The sequence below is a fragment of the Citrobacter enshiensis genome, from assembly GCF_029338175.1.
Taxonomy (GTDB): Bacteria; Pseudomonadota; Gammaproteobacteria; order Enterobacterales; family Enterobacteriaceae; genus Citrobacter_D; species Citrobacter_D enshiensis.
The window spans coordinates 2275638-2296793 of record NZ_CP119862.1 but is presented as its reverse complement, the minus strand read 5'-3'; the positions used below and the strand labels follow the sequence as shown (position 1 = coordinate 2296793).

The 21156-nt window shown below is 50.7% G+C and carries 16 protein-coding genes and 1 pseudogene; 12 read left to right on the top strand and 5 right to left on the bottom strand.

The genetic code is table 11. The features are described from left to right. Window positions 1-21 precede the first annotated feature (21 nt). The 5 genes from sapA to sapF are packed head-to-tail and all read left to right on the top strand — an operon-like array spanning window position 22 to window position 5307. Window positions 22-1668 (top strand): ABC transporter substrate-binding protein SapA, encoded by a 1647-nt coding sequence (gene sapA, locus P2W74_RS11265; protein ID WP_276294995.1) that lies wholly within the window; start codon window positions 22-24, stop codon window positions 1666-1668. Further along, window positions 1665-2630 carry a peptide ABC transporter permease SapB gene (gene sapB / locus P2W74_RS11260; protein ID WP_276294994.1) on the top strand — a complete coding sequence of 322 codons (966 nt, stop codon included), beginning with the start codon at window positions 1665-1667 and terminating at the stop codon, window positions 2628-2630. The genes sapA and sapB overlap by 4 nt, the downstream gene beginning before the upstream one ends. Further along, on the top strand, window positions 2617-3507 hold the full coding sequence (gene sapC, locus P2W74_RS11255) for a peptide ABC transporter permease SapC (protein ID WP_276294993.1): 891 nt from the start codon (window positions 2617-2619) through the stop codon (window positions 3505-3507). Before sapB ends, sapC begins: the two co-directional genes overlap by 14 nt. Then, on the top strand, window positions 3507-4499 hold the full coding sequence (gene sapD / locus P2W74_RS11250) for a peptide ABC transporter ATP-binding protein SapD (RefSeq protein WP_203361048.1): 993 nt from the start codon (window positions 3507-3509) through the stop codon (window positions 4497-4499). Before sapC ends, sapD begins: the two co-directional genes overlap by 1 nt. 1 nt (window position 4500) lies before the next feature. Continuing rightward, window positions 4501-5307: a peptide ABC transporter ATP-binding protein SapF gene (sapF, locus tag P2W74_RS11245; RefSeq protein WP_276294992.1), complete on the top strand. Its 807-nt coding sequence runs from the start codon at window positions 4501-4503 to the stop codon at window positions 5305-5307. A 146-nt stretch (window positions 5308-5453) separates the two neighbouring features. On the opposite strand, the gene P2W74_RS11240 is transcribed toward sapF, so the two are convergent. Next, window positions 5454-6458, bottom strand: coding sequence for a fimbrial protein (locus tag P2W74_RS11240; protein WP_276294991.1), 1005 nt, complete (start codon window positions 6456-6458; stop codon window positions 5454-5456). A 187-nt stretch (window positions 6459-6645) separates the two neighbouring features. On the opposite strand from P2W74_RS11240, the pseudogene P2W74_RS11235 reads away from it, so the two are divergent. Further along, window positions 6646-7021, top strand: a pseudogene (locus P2W74_RS11235) (IS1 family transposase). A gap of 538 nt (window positions 7022-7559) precedes the next feature. On the opposite strand, the gene P2W74_RS11230 reads toward P2W74_RS11235, so the two are convergent. From P2W74_RS11230 to P2W74_RS11215, 4 genes are read right to left on the bottom strand one after another with little or no spacing between them, the layout of a single operon-like run. Further along, window positions 7560-8582 (bottom strand): fimbrial protein, encoded by a 1023-nt coding sequence (locus P2W74_RS11230; protein ID WP_276294990.1) that lies wholly within the window; start codon window positions 8580-8582, stop codon window positions 7560-7562. Window positions 8583-8617: 35 nt separating this feature from the next. Beyond that, entirely contained in the window at window positions 8618-11155 is a 2538-nt protein-coding gene (locus P2W74_RS11225; protein WP_276294989.1) for a fimbria/pilus outer membrane usher protein, read from the bottom strand. A 29-nt stretch (window positions 11156-11184) separates the two neighbouring features. After that, a complete protein-coding gene (locus tag P2W74_RS11220) occupies window positions 11185-11931 on the bottom strand; it encodes a fimbrial biogenesis chaperone (RefSeq protein ID WP_276294988.1) in 747 nt (248 codons plus the stop codon). Window positions 11932-11955: 24 nt separating this feature from the next. Further along, entirely contained in the window at window positions 11956-12531 is a 576-nt protein-coding gene (locus tag P2W74_RS11215) for a fimbrial protein (protein ID WP_276294987.1), read from the bottom strand. Window positions 12532-12969: 438 nt separating this feature from the next. On the opposite strand from P2W74_RS11215, the gene P2W74_RS11210 reads away from it, so the two are divergent. From P2W74_RS11210 to pdeR, 6 genes are all read left to right on the top strand, one after another. Further along, the gene (locus P2W74_RS11210) at window positions 12970-13617 is read left to right on the top strand and encodes a helix-turn-helix domain-containing protein (RefSeq protein WP_276294986.1); all 648 of its coding nucleotides are present in this window, start codon (window positions 12970-12972) and stop codon (window positions 13615-13617) included. Window positions 13618-13709: 92 nt separating this feature from the next. After that, window positions 13710-14336, top strand: a complete 627-nt coding sequence (locus P2W74_RS11205; protein ID WP_276294985.1) for a winged helix-turn-helix transcriptional regulator — start codon at window positions 13710-13712, stop codon at window positions 14334-14336. 223 nt (window positions 14337-14559) lie between these two features. Next, on the top strand, window positions 14560-15348 hold the full coding sequence (fabI, locus tag P2W74_RS11200) for an enoyl-ACP reductase FabI (RefSeq protein ID WP_203361040.1): 789 nt from the start codon (window positions 14560-14562) through the stop codon (window positions 15346-15348). A 232-nt stretch (window positions 15349-15580) separates the two neighbouring features. Continuing rightward, the gene (locus P2W74_RS11195) at window positions 15581-16738 is read left to right on the top strand and encodes a CMD domain-containing protein (protein WP_276294984.1); all 1158 of its coding nucleotides are present in this window, start codon (window positions 15581-15583) and stop codon (window positions 16736-16738) included. A gap of 89 nt (window positions 16739-16827) precedes the next feature. Beyond that, window positions 16828-18762 carry an exoribonuclease II gene (locus P2W74_RS11190; protein ID WP_276294983.1) on the top strand — a complete coding sequence of 645 codons (1935 nt, stop codon included), beginning with the start codon at window positions 16828-16830 and terminating at the stop codon, window positions 18760-18762. 283 nt (window positions 18763-19045) lie between these two features. Further along, window positions 19046-21037, top strand: coding sequence for a cyclic di-GMP phosphodiesterase (pdeR, locus tag P2W74_RS11185; protein ID WP_276294982.1), 1992 nt, complete (start codon window positions 19046-19048; stop codon window positions 21035-21037). Window positions 21038-21156 lie beyond the last annotated feature (119 nt).

The window sequence follows — 21156 nt, the reverse complement described above, 5'->3', positions numbered from 1 at the left end:
AATCTAAAAACCTTAAAAATTATGCGCCTGGTTTTATCGTCTCTGGTAGTGATAGCTGGACTTCTCAGTGGTCAGGCAGCAGCAGCTGCGCCTGAACAGCCCCCGCGTGCTGATATTCGCGAGAGCGGCTTTGTCTACTGTGTCAGCGGGCAGGTCAACACCTTTAATCCGCAAAAGGCGAGCAGCGGTCTGATCGTCGACACGCTTGCCGCCCAGCTGTACGACCGGCTGCTGGATGTGGACCCTTATACCTATCGCCTGATGCCTGAGCTGGCGGAAAGCTGGGAGGTGCTCGACAACGGAGCAACCTACCGTTTTAACTTACGCCGCGACGTTCCGTTTCAAAAAACGGCCTGGTTTACCCCCACCCGTAAACTGAATGCGGATGACGTGGTGTTCACCTTCGAGCGTATTTTTGACCGTCATCATCCGTGGCATTACGTCAATGGCGGAAATTTCCCCTACTTCGACAGCCTGCAGTTTGCCGATAACGTCCAAAGCGTGCGTAAACTGGATAATTACACCGTCGAGTTTCGTCTGACGCAGCCCGATGCATCATTCTTATGGCATCTGGCGACGCATTACGCCTCGGTGATGTCTGCAGAATATGCGGCGAACCTGGCCAAACAGGATCACCAGGAATTACTGGACCGTCAGCCTGTCGGTACCGGTCCTTTCCAGCTTTCTGAATACCGTTCAGGACAATACATTCGTCTACAACGACATGGCGAATTCTGGCGGGGTACGCCGCTGATGCCTCAGGTCGTCGTCGATTTAGGATCTGGCGGTACCGGACGGTTGTCTAAACTGCTGACCGGCGAGTGCGACGTGTTGGCCTGGCCTGCCGCCAGCCAGTTAACGATTTTACGCGACGATCCTCGCCTGCGACTCACGCTACGCCCGGGAATGAACATCGCCTATCTGGCGTTTAATACCAATAAACCCCCGCTGAATAACCCCGCAGTGCGGCATGCGCTGGCGCTGGCCATCAATAACCAGCGTCTGATGCAGTCGATCTACTACGGCACGGCGGAAACAGCCGCCTCTATTTTACCGCGCGCCTCGTGGGCCTATGACAACGAGGCTAAAATTACAGAATACAATCCCGCTAAATCCCGCGAGCAGTTAAAAGCGCTGGGGCTGGAAAATTTAACGCTGAAGTTGTGGGTGCCAACCAGTTCTCAGGCATGGAACCCAAGCCCGCTGAAAACGGCTGAACTGATCCAGGCGGATATGGCGCAGGTGGGTGTAAAAGTGGTGATTGTCCCGGTAGAGGGGCGTTTCCAGGAGGCGCGGTTGATGGACATGAACCATGATTTGACGTTGTCCGGTTGGGCAACGGACAGTAACGATCCGGACAGTTTTTTCCGTCCGCTGTTGAGTTGCGCCGCCATTAACTCGCAAACGAACTTCGCCCACTGGTGTAATCCCGAGTTTGACAGCGTTCTGCGTAAAGCGCTTTCTTCTCAGCAGCTTGCCTCGCGTATTGACGCGTATGATGAAGCGCAAAATATCCTGGCGACCGAATTGCCGATCCTGCCGCTGGCGTCATCGTTGCGTCTGCAGGCGTATCGTTATGACATCAAAGGGTTGGTGCTCAGTCCGTTTGGTAACGCCTCCTTTGCGGGTGTCTCGCGGGAAAAAGCCAAAGAGGTGAAAAAACCATGATTATCTTCACCCTGCGCCGTTTTTTGCTGTTGCTGGTCACACTCTTTTTCCTGACCTTTATCGGCTTCAGTCTGAGTTACTTTACGCCGCACGCGCCGCTTCAGGGTGCCTCGTTGTGGAATGCCTGGGTATTCTGGTTCAATGGCCTGATCCACTGGGATTTCGGCGTCTCCAGCATTAATGGTCAGCTAATCTCTGAGCAGCTTAAAGAGGTGTTTCCCGCCACCATGGAGCTGTGCATTCTCGCCTTCGGCTTTGCCCTGATGGTCGGCATCCCGATCGGAATGGTGGCTGGCGTGACGCGCAATAAATGGCCCGATCGCTTTATCAGCGCCCTCGCCCTGCTGGGATTTTCTATTCCCGTGTTTTGGCTGGCGCTGCTGCTGACGTTGTTCTTTTCGCTGACGCTCGGCTGGCTGCCGGTGTCTGGCCGCTTCGATCTGCTTTATGAAGTCAAACCCGTCACTGGATTCGCCATTATCGATGCGTGGATTTCTGACTCACCCTGGCGTGACGAGATGGTGATGAGCGCATTGCGCCACATGGTATTACCGGTCCTGACGCTGGCGGTCGCCCCTACCACAGAGGTGATTCGTTTAATGCGGATCAGCACGATTGAAGTGTACGACCAGAACTACGTGAAAGCGGCGGCCACCCGAGGATTATCACGTCTGACGATTCTGCGCCGTCACGTGCTGCACAACGCGCTTCCTCCGGTGATCCCACGTCTTGGTTTGCAATTTTCGACCATGTTGACGCTGGCGATGATCACCGAGATGGTCTTTAGCTGGCCGGGACTGGGCCGCTGGTTGATCAATGCCATTCGCCAACAAGATTATGCCGCCATTTCCGCAGGCGTGATGGTGATTGGCTCCCTGGTCATCATCGTCAATGTGTTATCTGATATTTTGGGTGCCATGGCTAACCCGCTGAAACATAAGGAATGGTATGCCCTACGATAGCGTATACAGCGAAAAACGCCCACCGGGTACGCTACGCACGGCCTGGCGGAAATTTTATAGCGATACCACCGCGATGATCGGCCTGTATGGCTGCGCGGGGCTGGTGCTATTGTGCATTTTTGGCAGTTGGTTTGCCCCCTACGGTATTGATCAACAGTTCCTCGGCTATCAGCTTTTGCCGCCTTCCTGGTCTCGCTACGGCGAAGTGTCGTTCTTTCTCGGCACCGACGATCTGGGGCGCGACGTCTTAAGTCGATTGCTGAGTGGCGCCGCGCCCACCGTCGGCGGCGCATTCGTGGTGACGCTCGCCGCCACGATTTGTGGTCTGGTGCTTGGGGTGGTTGCCGGGGCGACCCACGGCTTACGCTCCGCCGTGCTCAATCACATTCTGGATACGCTGCTCTCTATTCCGTCGCTGCTGCTGGCGATTATCGTGGTGGCGTTTGCGGGTCCGCATTTAAGCCATGCGATGTTTGCGGTCTGGCTGGCGTTACTGCCGCGTATGGTGCGTTCTGTCTACAGCATGGTGCATGATGAGCTGGAAAAAGAGTATGTGATCGCCGCCCGTCTGGATGGCGCAACCACGCTGAATATTCTCTGGTTTGCGATTCTGCCCAACATCACGGCCGGTTTGATCACCGAAATCACCCGTGCGCTCTCGATGGCGATCCTCGACATTGCGGCGTTGGGTTTTCTGGATCTAGGCGCGCAGCTGCCCTCTCCTGAATGGGGAGCCATGCTCGGAGACGCGCTGGAGCTGATTTATGTTGCGCCGTGGACCGTGATGCTGCCCGGCGGCGCCATTATGATCAGCGTGTTGCTGGTTAACCTGCTTGGCGATGGCCTGCGCCGGGCGATTATTGCGGGGGTGGAATAATGCCATTACTGGATATTCGTAACCTCACCATTGAATTCAGAACCGACGAAGGATGGGTAAAAGCCGTCGATCGGATCAGCATGACCTTAAACGAAGGCGAAATCCGTGGTCTGGTGGGTGAATCAGGGTCGGGAAAAAGTTTGATCGCCAAAGCAATTTGCGGTGTCGCGAAAGACAACTGGCGCGTCACCGCCGACCGTATGCGCTTTGATGACATCGACCTGCTGCGTCTCTCCTCGCGTGAGCGTCGTAAGCTGGTCGGTCACAACGTCTCCATGATCTTTCAGGAGCCGCAGTCCTGTCTTGATCCGTCCGAGCGTGTGGGTCGCCAGTTGATGCAAAATATTCCGGCCTGGACCTACAAAGGCCGCTGGTGGCAGCGTATTGGCTGGCGTAAACGCCGCGCCATTGAACTGTTGCACCGTGTCGGCATTAAAGATCACAAAGATGCGATGCGCAGTTTTCCCTATGAGCTGACCGATGGTGAGTGCCAGAAAGTGATGATCGCCATCGCGCTGGCTAACCAGCCGCGTTTGTTGATTGCCGACGAACCGACGAACGCGATGGAGCCCACTACTCAGGCGCAAATTTTTCGTCTGCTGACCCGTTTGAATCAGAACAGCAACACCACGATTTTGCTGATCAGCCACGACCTGCAGATGTTGAGTCAGTGGGCAGACAAAATCAACGTGATGTACTGCGGGCAAACGGTGGAAACCGCGCTCAGCAAAGATTTGGTGACGACCCCGCACCATCCGTATACCCAGGCGTTGATCCGCGCTATCCCCGACTTTGGCAGCGCTATGCCGCATAAAAGCCGCCTGAATACGATGCCTGGGGCGATCCCCTTGCTTGAACAATTACCGATAGGTTGTCGTCTGGGGCCTCGCTGCCCGTATGCTCAACGAGAATGTATTGAAACCCCGCGCCTGACCGGGGTAAAGAATCATCTCTACGCCTGTCATTTCCCGCTGAACATGGAGAAAGAGTGACATGGTGGAAACGCTGCTTGAAGTACGCAATCTGAGCAAAACCTTTCGCTATCGTACAGGCTGGTTTCGCCGTCAGACCGTTGAGGCGGTAAAACCGCTGAGTTTTACCCTCCGCGAAAAGCAAACCCTCGCCATTATTGGCGAGAATGGTTCCGGTAAATCGACGCTGGCGAAAATGCTGGCGGGCATGATCGAACCGACCAGCGGCGAAGTGCTGATTGACGATCATCCACTGCACTACGGCGATTATTCGTTTCGTAGCCAGTGTATTCGAATGATTTTTCAGGACCCGTCGACGTCGCTCAATCCGCGCCAGCGTATCTCGCAGATCCTCGATTTTCCACTGCGCCTGAACACTGACCTCGAGCCTGAACAGCGCCGGAAGCAGATTGTGGAAACCATGCGGATGGTCGGTTTGCTGCCCGATCACGTCAGTTATTATCCGCACATGCTGGCGCCAGGGCAAAAACAGCGTCTGGGGTTGGCCCGTGCGCTGATTTTGCGCCCGAAGGTGATCATCGCAGACGAAGCGCTGGCATCGCTGGATATGTCGATGCGTTCGCAGCTCATTAATCTGATGCTGGAATTACAAGAGAAACAGGGTATCTCTTATATTTATGTCACCCAGCATATCGGAATGATGAAACATATCAGCGATCAGGTTTTAGTTATGCACCAGGGCGAAGTCGTCGAGCGCGGCAGCACCTCTGACGTGCTCGCCTCGCCGTTGCATGAGCTGACCAAACGGCTGATTGCCGGGCATTTTGGTGAAGCATTGACAGCGGATGCGTGGCGAAAGGATCGGTAAATAGAAAAGGCAGAAATTATTCTGCCTTTTCTTAACCCCGTGACGACACATAATGTTTTTATTTATAGGTTAAATTATACGTCATCACAGATTTTATATACGGAAACCATCATCTGAAAAATAATGTTTCACTTCCGGCGAAATTATTATTTATACGTTACATTATAAACCACGGTGGCAGAAACGGAGCCCGCTTTAACTGCCGCGTTGCTGGTTCGGTAATAACGAGCCGTCATGGCTATGGCGGTATTTCCTGCAACGGCATCGCCTACCTTAAAGGTTTCATTCAGTTTCGCCGGGTTATTATTGACCAACAGCTGGACACCAACCCCCGAGGCCGTTGAGTTGCCATTTAAAGCCAGCACACCATCATCCTGTGCGTCACTGTCCTCGGTGCCATCAAGCAGCAAATTGACAGAGACGTTACTATTGCACTTCAGTGAAATCTCAAACGGCGTATCCTCAGCCGTACTTCCCTTATGGGAGAGGTCGTTGGCATTGACCGGTTTGAGCAAAACACGTGAAGGCGTGGCAGCATCTACATTACAGCTGGGGACAACAACGGTACCGGTAATATGGTAGGTGATGGCGGGATAGCCATCCGTAGTGAAAGGTGTAACGGTTGTATTAATGATACCAGGCATTGCCGGGACACCGCCGCCGTATACACTAAGGGCACCTATCATAATAATGCCTTCGTGACTTTGTGGGTTCCAGCATTCAGATTGCATACAGAATTTATTCCATGAGGCGGCAATCGTGACCGGAGGCGAGGCATTGTGCAATGAATTATACCAGCCGTTATAGGCTCTGGTATAAAATTTAAAACCAAGACCACTCCAGGAACCATCCGATAACAGCGCTTTTTCAAGATCGTTGGTGCCCGGTACGGGATTGGTTATTTTCCCTACGTAAGTAAAATAACCCGAGCAGGATATCGCTGCTGCGGTCTCAACATCAGCCTTGGTTCCAAGTAAATCTTTATATTCAATGCTGGTGCTGTTATCCGCATCACCTAGAATAGTGATGGTGCCGATGTCAATATTCATAATCCCGGTGGTACCTGAACAACTGGCATGCGCTGAGCCGGTGAGTGTCAACAGTGAAATAAAGATGCTGATCAGTATGAAAATAATATTTTTTGCTTTCATAATCTCGCTATTAAGATATTGTTAGTAGGGGGTAAGTGTTTGAATCTGTCACGGTTTGAACTGGGGGGATTATAATATCTATTATGCTATGCGCATATTTATGACGGGTGTAAAAATAGACAAAACTTGAGTAACGCTTCCAATTAGTTGAATTGTCATGAATAATACGGTTTTTTAAAGTGCTTCTGTGGCAACCATCACCGTTCATTGTCCCCGTTGTCAGTCAGCGCTGGTTTACCGTCATGGACAGAACCCTAAAGGTCGTGACCGGTTTCGATGCCGTGAGTGCCATCGAGTATTTCTGCTCACCTATACTTATGAAGCCAGAAAACGAGCACATTACCGAAATGGCTTTCAATGGCGCTGGCATTCGGGATACCGCAAGAGTGCTGAAAGATAAGCATCTGACCGGTAAAATCTTCACTCAGCGCATTGAACGAAACAATCTGACGCTACGCACCCGAATAAAATGCCTCACCCGTAAAACAATCTGTTTCTCACGCTCCATCAAACTCCACGAAAAAGTTATCGGGGCCTTTATTAAAAAATACATGTTCTACTAATTGGAGGCATTACCAAACCGTGAATAAAAGAGAAACGTTTAATTAATAATTTGTGACTAACGACATTCATTACTAAACCGCTGAATAGCCGTTTGCTGAGAATCGTCTTCAATTCCGGGCGCAAGCATATAACTAACAGAACATTGTGATGCGCCATCCTCACCCCATTTCACTTTCAGTACCCTTTCGGCTTCGCGACAAGAGTATAGTTAGTGCTCGCCTGCGCAACCATGCCGACCAAATATCACAATGATATTTGAAACACCACTGAATTATATTCGATCCATAGCCATTCCATGAGAGCTTTATAAAAATATTATATTGTTTTTTGTTCTGACCAGTAACCATAGCGGTCCAATTTTACACCTAAAAATACTGCTTCTGATACTGACTTCGGAGAGGATGTAATGCGGAAAAGTATTGTGCGAAAACGATAGATACGGCAACGGCGTGAAGCAGAAGCGGCAGAGACAAGCGCTACCGAGTCTTACCTCATTTCAGGATGAAGTAAAAATCGATTGATGTGGCAATCTACGGACTATTTGTAGGTCAGGTTATAAACCACCGTAGCGGAAACATCACCAGCCTTCACCGGTATTTCTGTAGTTCGGTAATATCTCGCTGTCAAAGGAATAGTAAAGGTGCCTTCTGCAGACATGCCAGTAGAGAATTCTTTTTCCAACTCAACAGGCAGATCATTATACAGAACCTGAAGACCAATCCCTTTTGCTGATTCTGCCGTTTTTTTAATAGCCAACACACCCTGGCCGGTAACATCGGTATCTTCTTGTCCATCAAGCAATAAATTGACGTCTGTTTTACCTGTACATTTTAGCCGAATTTCAAACGGAGTATCCCCGGTTGTCGCCCCTTTGCGCGGTAAGGTATTGGCATCCGCGGGTTCCAGGTCAACTCGTGTAGGTGATGTTGCGTCGACATCGCAGGTGTTGGCGGTAATAGTCGCGGTCAAATTTAAATCAACCAAATCCAAGGCACCGCCATCATAACCTGCATTATTGTCGACCCCCATTAATTTCTTTCTGCTAAAGGTTAATCGTCCTCCTTGCACTTGATCAACAGTTCCTGTTTTCACTAACTCAATCTTTAATGCTGCATTTGTATTTCGATACATCGTGTAATAGGGTGTTTTAATAGTTACAGGTATTACAGTCGCAATTTGTTTCGGAGACGAAGGTTCAGAACCATACGGCTGGAGGGTATAATAGTAAATCCTCACACCAATACCCGGAATATTGGTGTTATAAGTGGCATTAGCCGTGCCGGTTCCATCTCCACTTATCCCCATATTGGCGGATGCAGGTGTAGAGGCGCCATCGGTGCCGCAAGAAAACCCAGCGGGAGCCCCGCCAAAATCAGTCATCGGGCCTTCTTTTGTGGCGATCACCCCACCAACGGCATCGCTCGCCATAGAAATAGGCCCCATGTCAATATTTAACGTCGTCGCAGCCTTAGGGTTATAGTCTTTGTAATAATAACATGCTGAAACAGGCCCGCCGTAGAGCAGGAAGAAAAGTATAAAAGCGTAATTAATCTTATTCATAATAACCTGACATCAAACCAATGTTGAATTTCCGGTTAACGACACTCATTACTAAACCGCTGAATAGCCGTTTGCTTAGTGTCGTTTTCAATTCCGGGCGCAAGCATATAGCTAACAGAACATTGTGATGTGCCATCCTCACCCCATTTCACCTTCAACGTCCCTTTCGGCTCCGCGACACGGGCATAGATCGTGCTCCCCTGCGCAACCGTGCCGACGCTATGGTCTTTTTCGTCATACACCTCGGCGCCAAACGGCAGCGCGTTACCTGAGTAAGACGAGGTAATTAAAATCGGCGTGCCCTTCTCAGTATTGAATTTCACTTTCACGACAGCGCCATAACGAGGGACCACTTTTTGCGACGTATTGTCCAACTCGACATTGCGGGACGTGCCTTTCGGATCGATCGACACATCGTTCAACTGATACGGACTTGAAGCCGGTAACAACGCATAACCAAATCTATCGATCTTAATCCCCGGATATGACGGCACCGTCGCCCCTTCCGCGCCTTTCGCTTCCACCAGCGTGAAGGTGTCGCTGTTATATGGCGAGAGCGTAAGACCGCCGGAATGGGCAACCATCGCCCCGGACATGCTCAGAGACGTGCTGTGATAGTCCGGCCCCTGGCTGTAACTGCCGGACATCTGTGCCACACTGCCCCGATACGAGCCACCAAAGCTCGCGGACGTCCCTGCCTCACTGTCATGCATACCGCTGGCGTTCCAGGACAATTGGTTATCCTCTCCCGCGCTCCCTGAAATCATCGCCTGCTCACCCGAACGACCATTAGAGTCCTGGTTGTAGCTCAGACTCATCTGTGGCGCATAGTTGCTGCTGTGGCTTTCCCACAGAGGGAATGACAGATTCAAATAATAGCTGGTCTGCGATTCGCCCCAGGCGTCCTGGCTGCGGCTTACGTTGATGCTGTAGCTCAGCTGTTTATAGTGATTCGAGTAACCAAACTGATACTGACGCTCATAATTATCTTGTCCCCAATAGTCCTGTAAAGAACCACTGAGATAGAGTTGGCCCCAGTCGTCAGCCAGTCCCTGGCTTATCGTGACCGTAAAACGGTTTTTTTCGCGCTGGATGCTGTTTCTGTCTTCGCCATCTTTAACCGCCTGAATGCTTTCCATGGCGGTCATATAATCCATATAACCGCTGCTCGAAAAGCGGTATGCCGCCAGGGTAATGTTACTGTTGGTTTCATCAATCAGCTTGCTGTAGCTGACCTGATAGCTTTGGCCGGAGATATCCTGTGCATCAGGCGACGGTAAATGCGTCTTCGATTGGGTGACATCAAAAGCGATCGCGCCAATTTGCAACCCCAGTGCGGTCCCCACTTTTACTGCCTGGTAATCTTTATTCGCCTGCAAACCGGCATAGCCGGTGATCAGGTTAGAGAAACCGCGTTGAAATGTCGCTTCAAGCAATTTCGGGTCGCTTGAAACACTGTCACTACGCAGCTTACCTAAGCTCAGGCTGTAACGCTGACTGCCAGGACGCAAGAGCTGAGACACCGATGCATAAGGAATCGAAAAATTATTCTGAGAGCCATCGGCTTCCTCAATGGTGACATCCAGGTTACCGCCGTAACCCGTGGGATAGAGGTCGTTGATGACGAAAGCACCAGGCGAAACGGTAGTTTCATAAATAGTCTGCCCGCTCTGTTTCACCGTTACTTTCGCATTGGTTTTCGCCACACCGCGGATCTCCGGCGCATAACCACGCTGTGATTCCGGCAGCATACGTTCGTCGCTGGCGACCTGAACGCCGGTTAACGGTACAGTATCGAACAACTGACCGCTGGTGTTGGTCTGCCCCACTACCAGACGGCCGGAAACGCGCGGTAAATCGTGCTGAACGTAAGTATTCAGGACGCTGTAATGCCCCCCGGTCGCATCAGCCCAGTTATATGAACCATTATGGCGTAAATACCAGGAGCCGATATTCAACCCGCTGTTAATGGAGGTATAAAGCGACTTTGAATCGTAGCCATTATTTTTAGATTGATACGCGTTCATGTTGTAGCTCAGCATCATCGCCGGAATACCGCTATCCCACATAGAGGCAGGCACTGACCCTCGAGGCTGCTTATTGATATAAATTTGCGGTATTGAGATGTTTAACTGCTGAGCCTGGTTGTCAAAATCCAGCTCCGCTTCAGGAATGATCGTCTTAAGGTTGATACATTCTGTTTTTTCAGTCAGTGAATCCCACTGAGTGAAGTTAATTTGCTCTTTTTTGAAATTAATCAAATTGAACACACTCAGCGGAATGCATGGGATGACATTTTTGTTATCTGCCGCTTTAAACTCAACTTCCGTCACTGTCAGCGTTTGTTGATTCAACGCCACAGCGATTTTATAAACCCCCGGCAGCACGTTAGCCCCGTTGGAGAAACGGGCTAAATCTACGGACTGTCCCGCCGGTTGTTTCACAAAGTCAGAATCAAACTCCACTTGCCCCTCTGCCGGCGGAGTCGGCACATCCCCCGTGGCGGCCACCGAACATTGCACAATGAAAATATTTAATGCCAAAAATAAAATAATGGGGAACAAGATAATCATTATATTTCCACCAGAGGCAGAGCTTAAGACTATTTGCCCTGGTTATGTTTGACCGCAGCGCCATAGTCATTAATTGACGTAAAAGTAATCGCGTGGATATCACTGATCGCACTTATATTTTTAAAATGAAAGTCAGCATTGCTTCCAGGTGCGATCATTTTTCCATCTTCAACATGTTTACTTCCCCCTTGGGTATAGGTCACCGTCCCAAGAGTAATATAATAAGGCGTAGGGTTTGTGGCTTTTACACCGCCATTACTGATTGACCACTGCAATAAGTCTGGCGCGTCACTTGCACTGCCGCTTAAACCTTGCGGACGATAAAAAAGCTTTATCCGGGTTCTGAATGCGATACTAAGATGGTTATTCTCAGCGGCACTTTTTGATTTCGCAGGGATTTCCAGTACGTTCAGATAAAACACGGATTCTTTATTCGTCGGAATCCCCTTACTATCAACCAGACTGATCCTTAACGTTTGCCCCTTTCCAGCATCGACACGATTAATGGGCGGCGTTAAAACAAACGGTGAGATGATTTTATCCGGCGTTGCGGATTGATTGCCATCATCAATCCAGCTTTGTGCCAGCACGGGTGCTTTACCGGAGTTTTTCATGTTCACGGTGACTTCACTTTGTTCTGCGGGATAAATAACGCGGGTTCCGCTTAACACAACACCAGCACAAGAAAGAGTGCTATAACTTAATGCCGTCATCCCTGATAGCGCTACTATTAAAATCTTTACGTTACGTCTGGAAAAAATCATAGGAATTAACATTTTATCATAACACTCTTTGGTCGATTATTTATAAATCAGGTCGTAGACAACTTTGCTTTGTACCGCGCCAGGAGCAAGGGTGCCACCTGATATTTTGTAGTACTCAACAAAGTAAGAAAGGGTTCCCGTCTTACTCGTGGCGTCAGGCGTCACATATTGCGCAACACCTGTCTGCCCAGCATCGCCGACAAGAATAGGAGAGTCGTCAGTGCCATTTGCCAATTGCAGACTGACACCGGTCGCGGGACCTGTCGTAGCGGTGTTATTCAGATGCCCGGTCTCGGAATCCACCTGAATACCATCAGGTTCAAAAAACGTCCCAACCTTCGTATCGGGGTCGGTCAGCGCACAATTCGCCAGCTCAATGGTAAAAGGGGTACGCCCGGCGGTAGCATCAGTGAACGCAGATATGGCAATCGGCGGCAATGTTACGGTCCCGTCATTTGAAACGCCATTTACTGTCGCCTCACAGGTAGATGCGGTAATTTTCCCCTCAAAGTTAATTGTGCCGCTTGATGATCCTACGGCATGGGCGGCATTCACCATACCCATAGACGCGGATGCAATAAGACCCACTTTAAAAAACACAGATAGTTTCATTTTCGTTCCTAAAAATAGAATGATGCCCTGACTGCAAGTCCATAGTTGTTTCTGAGATAACTTTATTTAATTATAAAAAAGAAGGTGGAATATAATGGCGTTACATTCACTGCCGCAAACCATTCTTTCCATAAATAATTAATAATCATCTCATTTAACCTCTATATCGCCTATACGGTTGAATAGAAAACATGAGTGAAAATGTCTATCACAAAAACTTGGCTATTCAATGACAAGGAAGATTATATTTATAGGAACAATTAAACGCAACGTGGCCGCAATCCAAAATTACACACCCCCTCACGCCATTTCCTTACAAACTGCAATAAATTTGCGGTGTAATTTTAGATACTTATTCTGGATCCAGTTACAGATGCGGATACGTCATAATTCCAACGTTATTCTATTTCATTTTCATTACCAGGATTCAGCCTCACCATGTCAGATTCACCGACCATTGACATTTTTTTGCATGAAAATAAGCCGGAACGTTCCTTGCAGCAATTGTTCACGGCTTTAGCACCTCCGGCCACGCCCCTACTGACGCGCAAGGGAACATTGCTGCAATTTGTAACCGATGAGATAAATTACTGTTATTTGCTACATCAAGGCCATGTGGTGATCAACCGCACAAAAGATGAGCTTTCGTTAAATTCTGAAACCGCACCGTTCATTTTTGGTTTTAGCATGATGAGCGACAACCCTTGTCGGTTAACATTATGTACATCAGAAGATGCGGTCCTGAGCCGGCTTCCGCTTGACCTGGCCATGGGTATTATCCAGCAGCACGCGCTATGGGAGTCGCTTTCCCACGTAATGGTGTATGTCTCATCCCGGATATTTAACCATTGTACGCGGATGTCGCAGCCAGGAGCTTATGGCACCATACGCTATTTGCTGTTTGAACTTTCTCTTGAATCAGAGACCGTCAGAAAATCGGAATCGGTGGTCAATTACATCCAAACCCGCAGTTTTCTGTCACGCAGTGGGATTATGGCAGTCCTTTCAACCTTACGCCGGGGGAATTACATTGAAATAAGCAATGGAAAATTGCTTTCAATCAATTATTTGCCGACAAAGTTTTAAGTTTAAGTATGATCTGGTGAGTTTTATTGTAACGCTTTGCAACTCTTTGTATATACTTGTCAAAGAGACATTTTTTTCGGTAAAACAATTTTATGGATGAAAAAGCGATAACCCCACCGGCATTAAATGCGCCTTACCCATGGTCAAAAACCCTCGTTGAGGCGTTATTGCCCTTTGCTACGCCTCAGTCATACCGAAAAGGGATTCGGCTCGATTTACGTCAGGACGATAAACCGGTTTGCCGGTTTATTATCAGCGGCTCAGCGGATGTGCATCGTTCCTCAGACCATCTTCTGATTGTGAGAGCCCTTCCTTTTAGTATCCTCGGTCTGGGCCTCCACGACGTCTACATTGCTACTGCTGAGCCGTGCAAAATCGCGACCCTCCCTTTAGACGAGGTGCATCAGCACATTGAGGAGTTGGGTTTATGGGAAGTGCTGGCCAAACATATGATCGTGGTAAGCAGCAAACTGTTTTCTTACAGTAAGCAATTGAGTGCACCGACCGCTTATGAAGTGATTTGCAGCCAGTTAGTACAATTGATGCATGAACCTGAAGATATGCGCAGTAAAATCTCCGTCGAACGTTTTATTCGCAACAGGACCCACCTTTCACGCAGCAGCATCATGAAAATCCTCGCCGATCTCAAAACGGGTGGTTACATCAACATCGAAAACGGACGGTTGATAGCTATCCATCATTTGCCGCAAAAGTATTGAATGAGGTTGGATCAGTACAGACCGCGGCTGCTGGTATAATAGAAAAGTGTTGGTTTTCTACTCACTGGCGCTCGCCACTTTCAGCGCTATGTAAAAATCACGTGACAATTCATGCGTATAGTGGGCTATAATTTCGGCCTGCTATCTCTATTATTCTGGCTTCGTTCGTTGTAACTGAATGAATATAAAGCCAAAAATAAGCAATGACATAAGGATTAAAGCTATGGGTTTTCTTTCCGGTAAACGCATTCTGGTGACTGGCGTTGCCAGCAAACTGTCCATCGCCTACGGTATCGCGCAAGCTATGCGCCGCGAAGGTGCTGAACTGGCGTTCACCTACCAGAACGACAAACTGAAAGGCCGTGTGGAAGAATTTGCCGCTCAACTGGATTCTAGCATCGTATTGCCGTGCGATGTGGCTGAAGATGCCAGCATCGACGCAATGTTCGCTGAACTGGGTAACGTCTGGCCGAAATTCGATGGTTTCGTACACTCCATCGGTTTTGCACCTGGCGACCAACTGGACGGCGACTACGTGAATGCAGTCACCCGCGAAGGCTTTAAAATCGCTCACGACATCAGCTCCTACAGCTTCGTTGCGATGGCGAAAGCATGCCGTTCCATGCTGAACCCAGGTTCTGCCCTGCTGACGCTCTCCTACCTGGGCGCAGAGCGCGCAATTCCGAACTACAACGTGATGGGTCTGGCAAAAGCGTCTCTGGAAGCTAACGTGCGTTATATGGCGAATGCGATGGGTCCGGAAGGCGTACGCGTCAACGGTATCTCTGCAGGTCCAATCCGTACCCTGGCTGCCTCTGGCATCAAAGATTTCCGCAAAATGCTGGCGCATTGCGAAGCGGTTACTCCGATCCGTCGTACCGTGACCATTGAAGACGTGGGCAACAGCGCAGCATTCCTGTGTTCTGATCTGTCTGCCGGTATCTCTGGTGAAGTGGTTCACGTTGATGGCGGTTTTAGCATCGCGGCAATGAACGAGCTGGAACTGAAATAATCGTTTCAGGATCCTGGTATGGGCGGCGCTCGTCGCCCATCGATCTCTGCCTGTTTTCCCCTCCCCACGCGTTTCCCACTCGCTTTTCGCCCAGCATATAGCTTTCCGATATTTATTATCACGTAACAATCTTTCATCCCACCTCTTGCTTACGTCAGGATAATGCAGCGAAAACGACCCGCTGTGTTTCAATGACGTGTCCGGGTCGCCACTTTTAGATCAAGGAACGCCCATGGAACAACGCCGAATTGAAGGCAAAAGCCACTGGTATCATGAAACACAGTCCAACGCCTGGGCGCAGGATGTCCTGCCGCTGGTGCCTGAAGCGGCACACGTAGAGGACCGTTTTCTGCTCGATCTGCCGATACCTGAAGAGGCGCTTTTCCCCTTTCAGTCCTGGTTGCACCCTGCCCGTCAACTTGCTCATATTCTGTTTCCCCCTCACGTTCAGCAAAATCAAATGAATACGTTCAGCGCCTATGAACGCATGAGTACCGCGTTGACTGTCGCGCAGGTCTGTGGCGTTCAGCGACTGTGCAATCACTATGCGGCTCGTCTGGCGCCGCTCCCTGGCCCAGACTCCTCCCGGGAAAGTAACCATCGTCTCGCGCAAATAACCCAGTATGCCCGTCAGTTAGCCAGTTCTCCTGCGGTGATTGATGCCCGCGCCCGGCAGCATCTGGATGATGTTGGACTGACGGTGTGGGACAGCGTTCTGATAAGTCAGATCGTTGGCTTTGTCGGTTTTCAGGCGCGGGTGGTGGCGGTCTTCCAGGCTTTTCTCGGACAGCCGGTGCGTTGGGTGCCCGGACTCGATATGCAGCCGTTCGCTCCCGCCCCCCCTTTTGCCGCCGTCGAGGCAACATGGCATCCAGCACATGTCGCCGTTGCGTTCCATCTGGCCAACGCCGAACAGCAGGCGTGTTTGTCCCACCCTCAGCCAGTCACAGAATTACAGCAGCTTGCGCCGGTACTGGCGCACGAACCCGCGCTGCTCTCACTGCTCGCCACGCTGATAACAAGCGCATTGCGCACCGGGATGCCGCAGAACGCCTCCCCGCTTGCAACCCTGCTCACTGCCCGCATTAATGGCAGCGTCGCTTGCTTTAATGAGCAGGCGCAACGTTCCCCGGAATGTGCCGCGTTTATTGCCACACTTCGTCAGGACGAACGCGAAATACAGCAGTGGGAACGGCGACATCCGGTTGAGCGCATTACGTTGCAAGCGATACAATGGCTCACGAGGGCACCCGATCGTTTTAGCGACGTCCAGTTCAGCGCTTTATCCGGGCTCGATTTTTCCTCTGAACAGGCAATCAACTTACTCAGTTGGAGCGGATTGTGCGGATGGTTAAACCGCCTAAAAATCGCGCTGGGTGAGACCCATTAACCCATCCATTTGCTTAAAGAGCGCTTGATGCGTCAGGCAGAATCGCGTAAAACTGTCAGCCGCTCTTTTGGCCACGAAAATAGACAATTATGCTTCAGGACAACCCGCTGCTAGCGCAGCTTAAACAGCAACTGCATTCCCAGACGCCACGCGCTGAAGGGGTGGTAAAAGCCACGGAAAAAGGCTTTGGCTTCCTGGAAGTCGACGCGCAAAAAAGTTATTTCATCCCGCCGCCGCAGATGAAAAAAGTGATGCACGGTGACCGCATTGTCGCGGTGATCCACACGGAAAAAGAACGCGAATCTGCTGAGCCAGAAGAGCTGATCGAACCCTTCCTGACCCGCTTCGTGGGCAAAGTTCAGGGCAAGAACGATCGTCTGTCCATCGTGCCGGATCATCCGTTGCTGAAAGACGCCATCCCGTGCCGCGCTGCACGTGGCGTGGAACATGAATTTAAAGAGGGTGACTGGGCTGTCGCTGAGATGCGCCGTCATCCCCTGAAAGGCGATCGTACGTTTTACGCCGAATTAACCCAGTTCATCACCTTTGGCGACGATCATTTCGTGCCATGGTGGGTCACACTGGCGCGTCATAACCTCGAAAAAGAAGCCCCCAACGGCGTCGCCACTGAAATGCTGGATGAAGGCCTCGAACGTCAGGACCTGACGGCGCTGGATTTTGTCACGATCGACAGTGCCAGCACCGAAGATATGGACGATGCGTTATACGCGCAAGAACTGGCCGACGGCAAACTGCAGCTCACCGTCGCCATTGCCGACCCTACCGCCTGGATTGCCGAAGGCAGCAAGCTGGATAACTCGGCGAAAGTCCGTGCGTTTACCAACTATCTGCCGGGTTTCAATATCCCAATGCTGCCGCGTGAACTCTCTGACGATCTGTGCTCCTTGCGCGCGCAGGAAGTTCGCCCTGTTCTCGCCTGCCGGATGACCATTGCTGCTGATGGAACCCTTGAAGACGACATCACGTTCTTCGCCGCGACCATCATTTCAAAAGCAAAACTGGCCTATGACAACGTCTCCGACTGGCTGGAAAACACCGGGACCTGGCAGCCTGAGAACGAGGCCATTGCCCAGCAAATCCGACTGCTGCAACGCATTTGCCTGAGCCGTGGCGAATGGCGTCACAACCACGCGCTGGTGTTCAAAGACCGTCCGGATTACCGTTTTGTACTCGGTGAGAAAGGCGAAGTCCTCGATATCGTTGCGGAACCCCGTCGCATTGCCAACCGTATTGTGGAAGAGTCCATGATCGCCGCAAATATTTGCGCCGCTCGCGTGCTCCGCGACAAATTAGGTTTTGGTATTTATAACGTTCACATGGGCTTCGATCCGGCTAATGTCGACGCCCTGGCGGCGCTGCTGTCATCGCACGGTATGCACGTTAATGCCGAAGAAGTCCTGACGCTGGAGGGTTTCTGCAAACTCCGTCGTGAGCTGGATGCGCAGCCTTCCGGTTTTCTGGACAGCCGAATTCGTCGCTTCCAGTCTTTCGCCGAAATCAGCACCGAACCGGGTCCGCACTTTGGTCTTGGTCTGGAGGCTTACGCCACCTGGACATCGCCTATCCGTAAATATGGCGACATGATCAACCATCGCCTGTTGAAAGCCATCATCAAGGGTGAGTCAATCGCACGTCCGCAGGAAGAAACAACCCTGCAAATGGCAGAACGTCGTCGCCTGAACCGTATGGCGGAACGTGATGTCGGCGACTGGCTGTACGCGCGTTTCCTGAGTGACAAAGCCGGTACCGACACGCGTTTCGCGGCAGAAATCATTGATGTCAGCCGTGGTGGAATGCGTGTTCGTCTGGTCGATAACGGTGCCGTTGCCTTTATCCCTGCGCCGTTCCTGCATGCGGTTCGCGATGAACTGGTCTGTAGCCAGGAAAGCGGCACCGTACAGATTAAAGGTGAAGCGGTTTACAAAGTGACTGACGTTATCGACGTAACGATTGCCGAAGTGCGCATGGAAACCCGTAGCGTCATTGCCCGCCCGGTCGCATAACGTACCACCGTACCTGCAACGTGAAGTATGACGAGTACAACGGTCTTTCCCGATAAGGAAAGGCCGTTTTCTTTTTCCTGCCTGAACCGCCCACGCACACTACACTTTAAATATTCATTACGTTTTTTTGGTTATTTCACTGTGATGAGTATGCATTTTTCTAAATCTGGATTACAAATTAAAATATAAATAAAACAAGATGTTCAGCCATAGTTACCGAAAAGGATTCATGGCTAACCTTTCGCCTGACGGCTGTAGTGCTTTAAACGGGACGGTATGCATAATGAAAAACATTCGGGAACCGGTCACCTTGTTTAGCTACCTGGGGACGCACAGCCCTTACTGGCATTTGTCGGAAGATTGCAACATCCTGCACTTATCGGTCACCGAGGTTGCACAGTCGGATCAGGCCGTCGAACTCACGCCTGAACAGGCAAACCGCATTCGGGAAATGACCGCGATTACCTCCAGCCTGATGATGACGCTGCCCATCGACGATAACGATTTGTCAGTGCATTTGGTCGGTCGAAAAATCAATAAACGTGAATGGGCCGGCAGTGCATCTGCATGGCACGACACCCCTGCCGTCGCCCGCGATCTGGTGCAAGGATTATCTTTTGCCGAACAGGTCGTCTCCGAAGCCAATTCCGCCATTGTGATCCTCGATAGCCGGGGCAATATTCAGCGCTTCAATCGTCTCTGCGAAGAGTATACCGGCCTGAAAGAGCACGAAGTCATTGGACAAAGCGTGTTTAAGTTGTTTATGAGCCGCCGCGAAGCCGCCGCCTCACGGCGTAACATTAACGGCTTTTTCCGTAACGGTAACTCTTACGAAATCGAACGCTGGGTGAAGACCCGCAAAGGTCAGCGCCTGTTTCTGTTTCGCAATAAGTTTGTCCATAGCGGTAGCGGAAAAAACGAAATCTATCTGATCTGCTCAGGGACCGACATCACCGAAGAACGCCGCGCCCAGGAACGTCTGCGGGTGTTAGCCAACACCGACACGATTACCGGGCTACCGAATCGTAATGCCATTCATGAGCTGATCAATGATGCCATTGATAGCGCCGGGGAAAATCAGGTCGGTGTTGTTTATCTCGATCTGGATAATTTCAAAAAGGTGAATGACGCCTACGGACATATGTTTGGCGATCAGTTGTTGCAGGCCGTGTCACTGGCGATCCTCAGTTGTCTGGAGGAGAATCAGCTACTGGCCCGCCTGGGCGGTGACGAATTTATTATTCTTGCCACCCATACCTCTCAGGGTTCGCTTGAGGCCGTTGCCTCCCGCATTTTAACGCGTTTACGTCAGCCCTTCCGTATCGGTCTACTCGAAGTGTATACCGGATGCTCTATCGGCATTGCTCTGGCCCCTCAACACGGTCACGACAGCGACAGCATTATTCGCAACGCCGATACGGCAATGTACACCGCCAAAGAAGGCGGACGCGGTCAGTTTTGCGTTTTCTCCCCCGAAATGAACCAACGGGTTTTCGAATATCTGTGGCTGGATACCCATCTGCGTAAAGCCCTCGAAAGCGATCAGCTACTGATTCACTACCAGCCCAAGCTGACCTGGCGAGGCGAAGTGCGCAGCCTGGAAGCGCTGGTGCGCTGGCAATCTCCCGAGCGTGGACTGATCCCCCCCCGTGAATTTATCTCGTATGCTGAAGAGTCTGGCCTGATTGTTCCGCTGGGGCGCTGGGTGATCCTCGAGGTCGTCAGACAGGTTGCCGAATGGCGCGATAAAGGGATTCATCTGCGTGTCGCCGTCAACGTGTCTGCCCGCCAGCTCGCCGATCAAACGATTTTTACGGACCTGAAGCAGGTCCTTAATGAGCTTAACTTTGAGTATTGCCCCATTGATGTCGAATTGACGGAAAGCTGTTTGATTGAAAATGAAGAACTTGCGTTATCCGTCATCCAACAATTTAGCCAGCTGGGCGCACAAATACACCTGGATGATTTTGGGACCGGGTACTCCTCCCTGTCGCAGCTTGCCCGGTTCCCGATTGACGCCATCAAACTTGATCACACCTTCGTCAAAGACATACACAAACAGTCCATCTCACAATCGCTGGTCCGCGCCATCGTTGCCGTGGCGCAGGCGCTGAATCTGCAGGTGATTGCTGAAGGGGTGGAAAGCACAAAGGAAGATGCGTTCTTGACCAAAAATGGCATCAATGAACGGCAAGGTTTTCTGTTTGCCAAACCGATGCCCGCCGCCGCGTTTGAACGCTGGTATAAACGTTATCTGAATAAAAAAAGACGCTAGCGCTGGCGATACAGAGAACGTGAACCGTTCAGAATAAAGGTGATTTCACCGCAAACCTATCTGTCTGTAATGACAGAAGATATGATATTTCTCACGGGTGGTGAGTAATCCTATTTTTC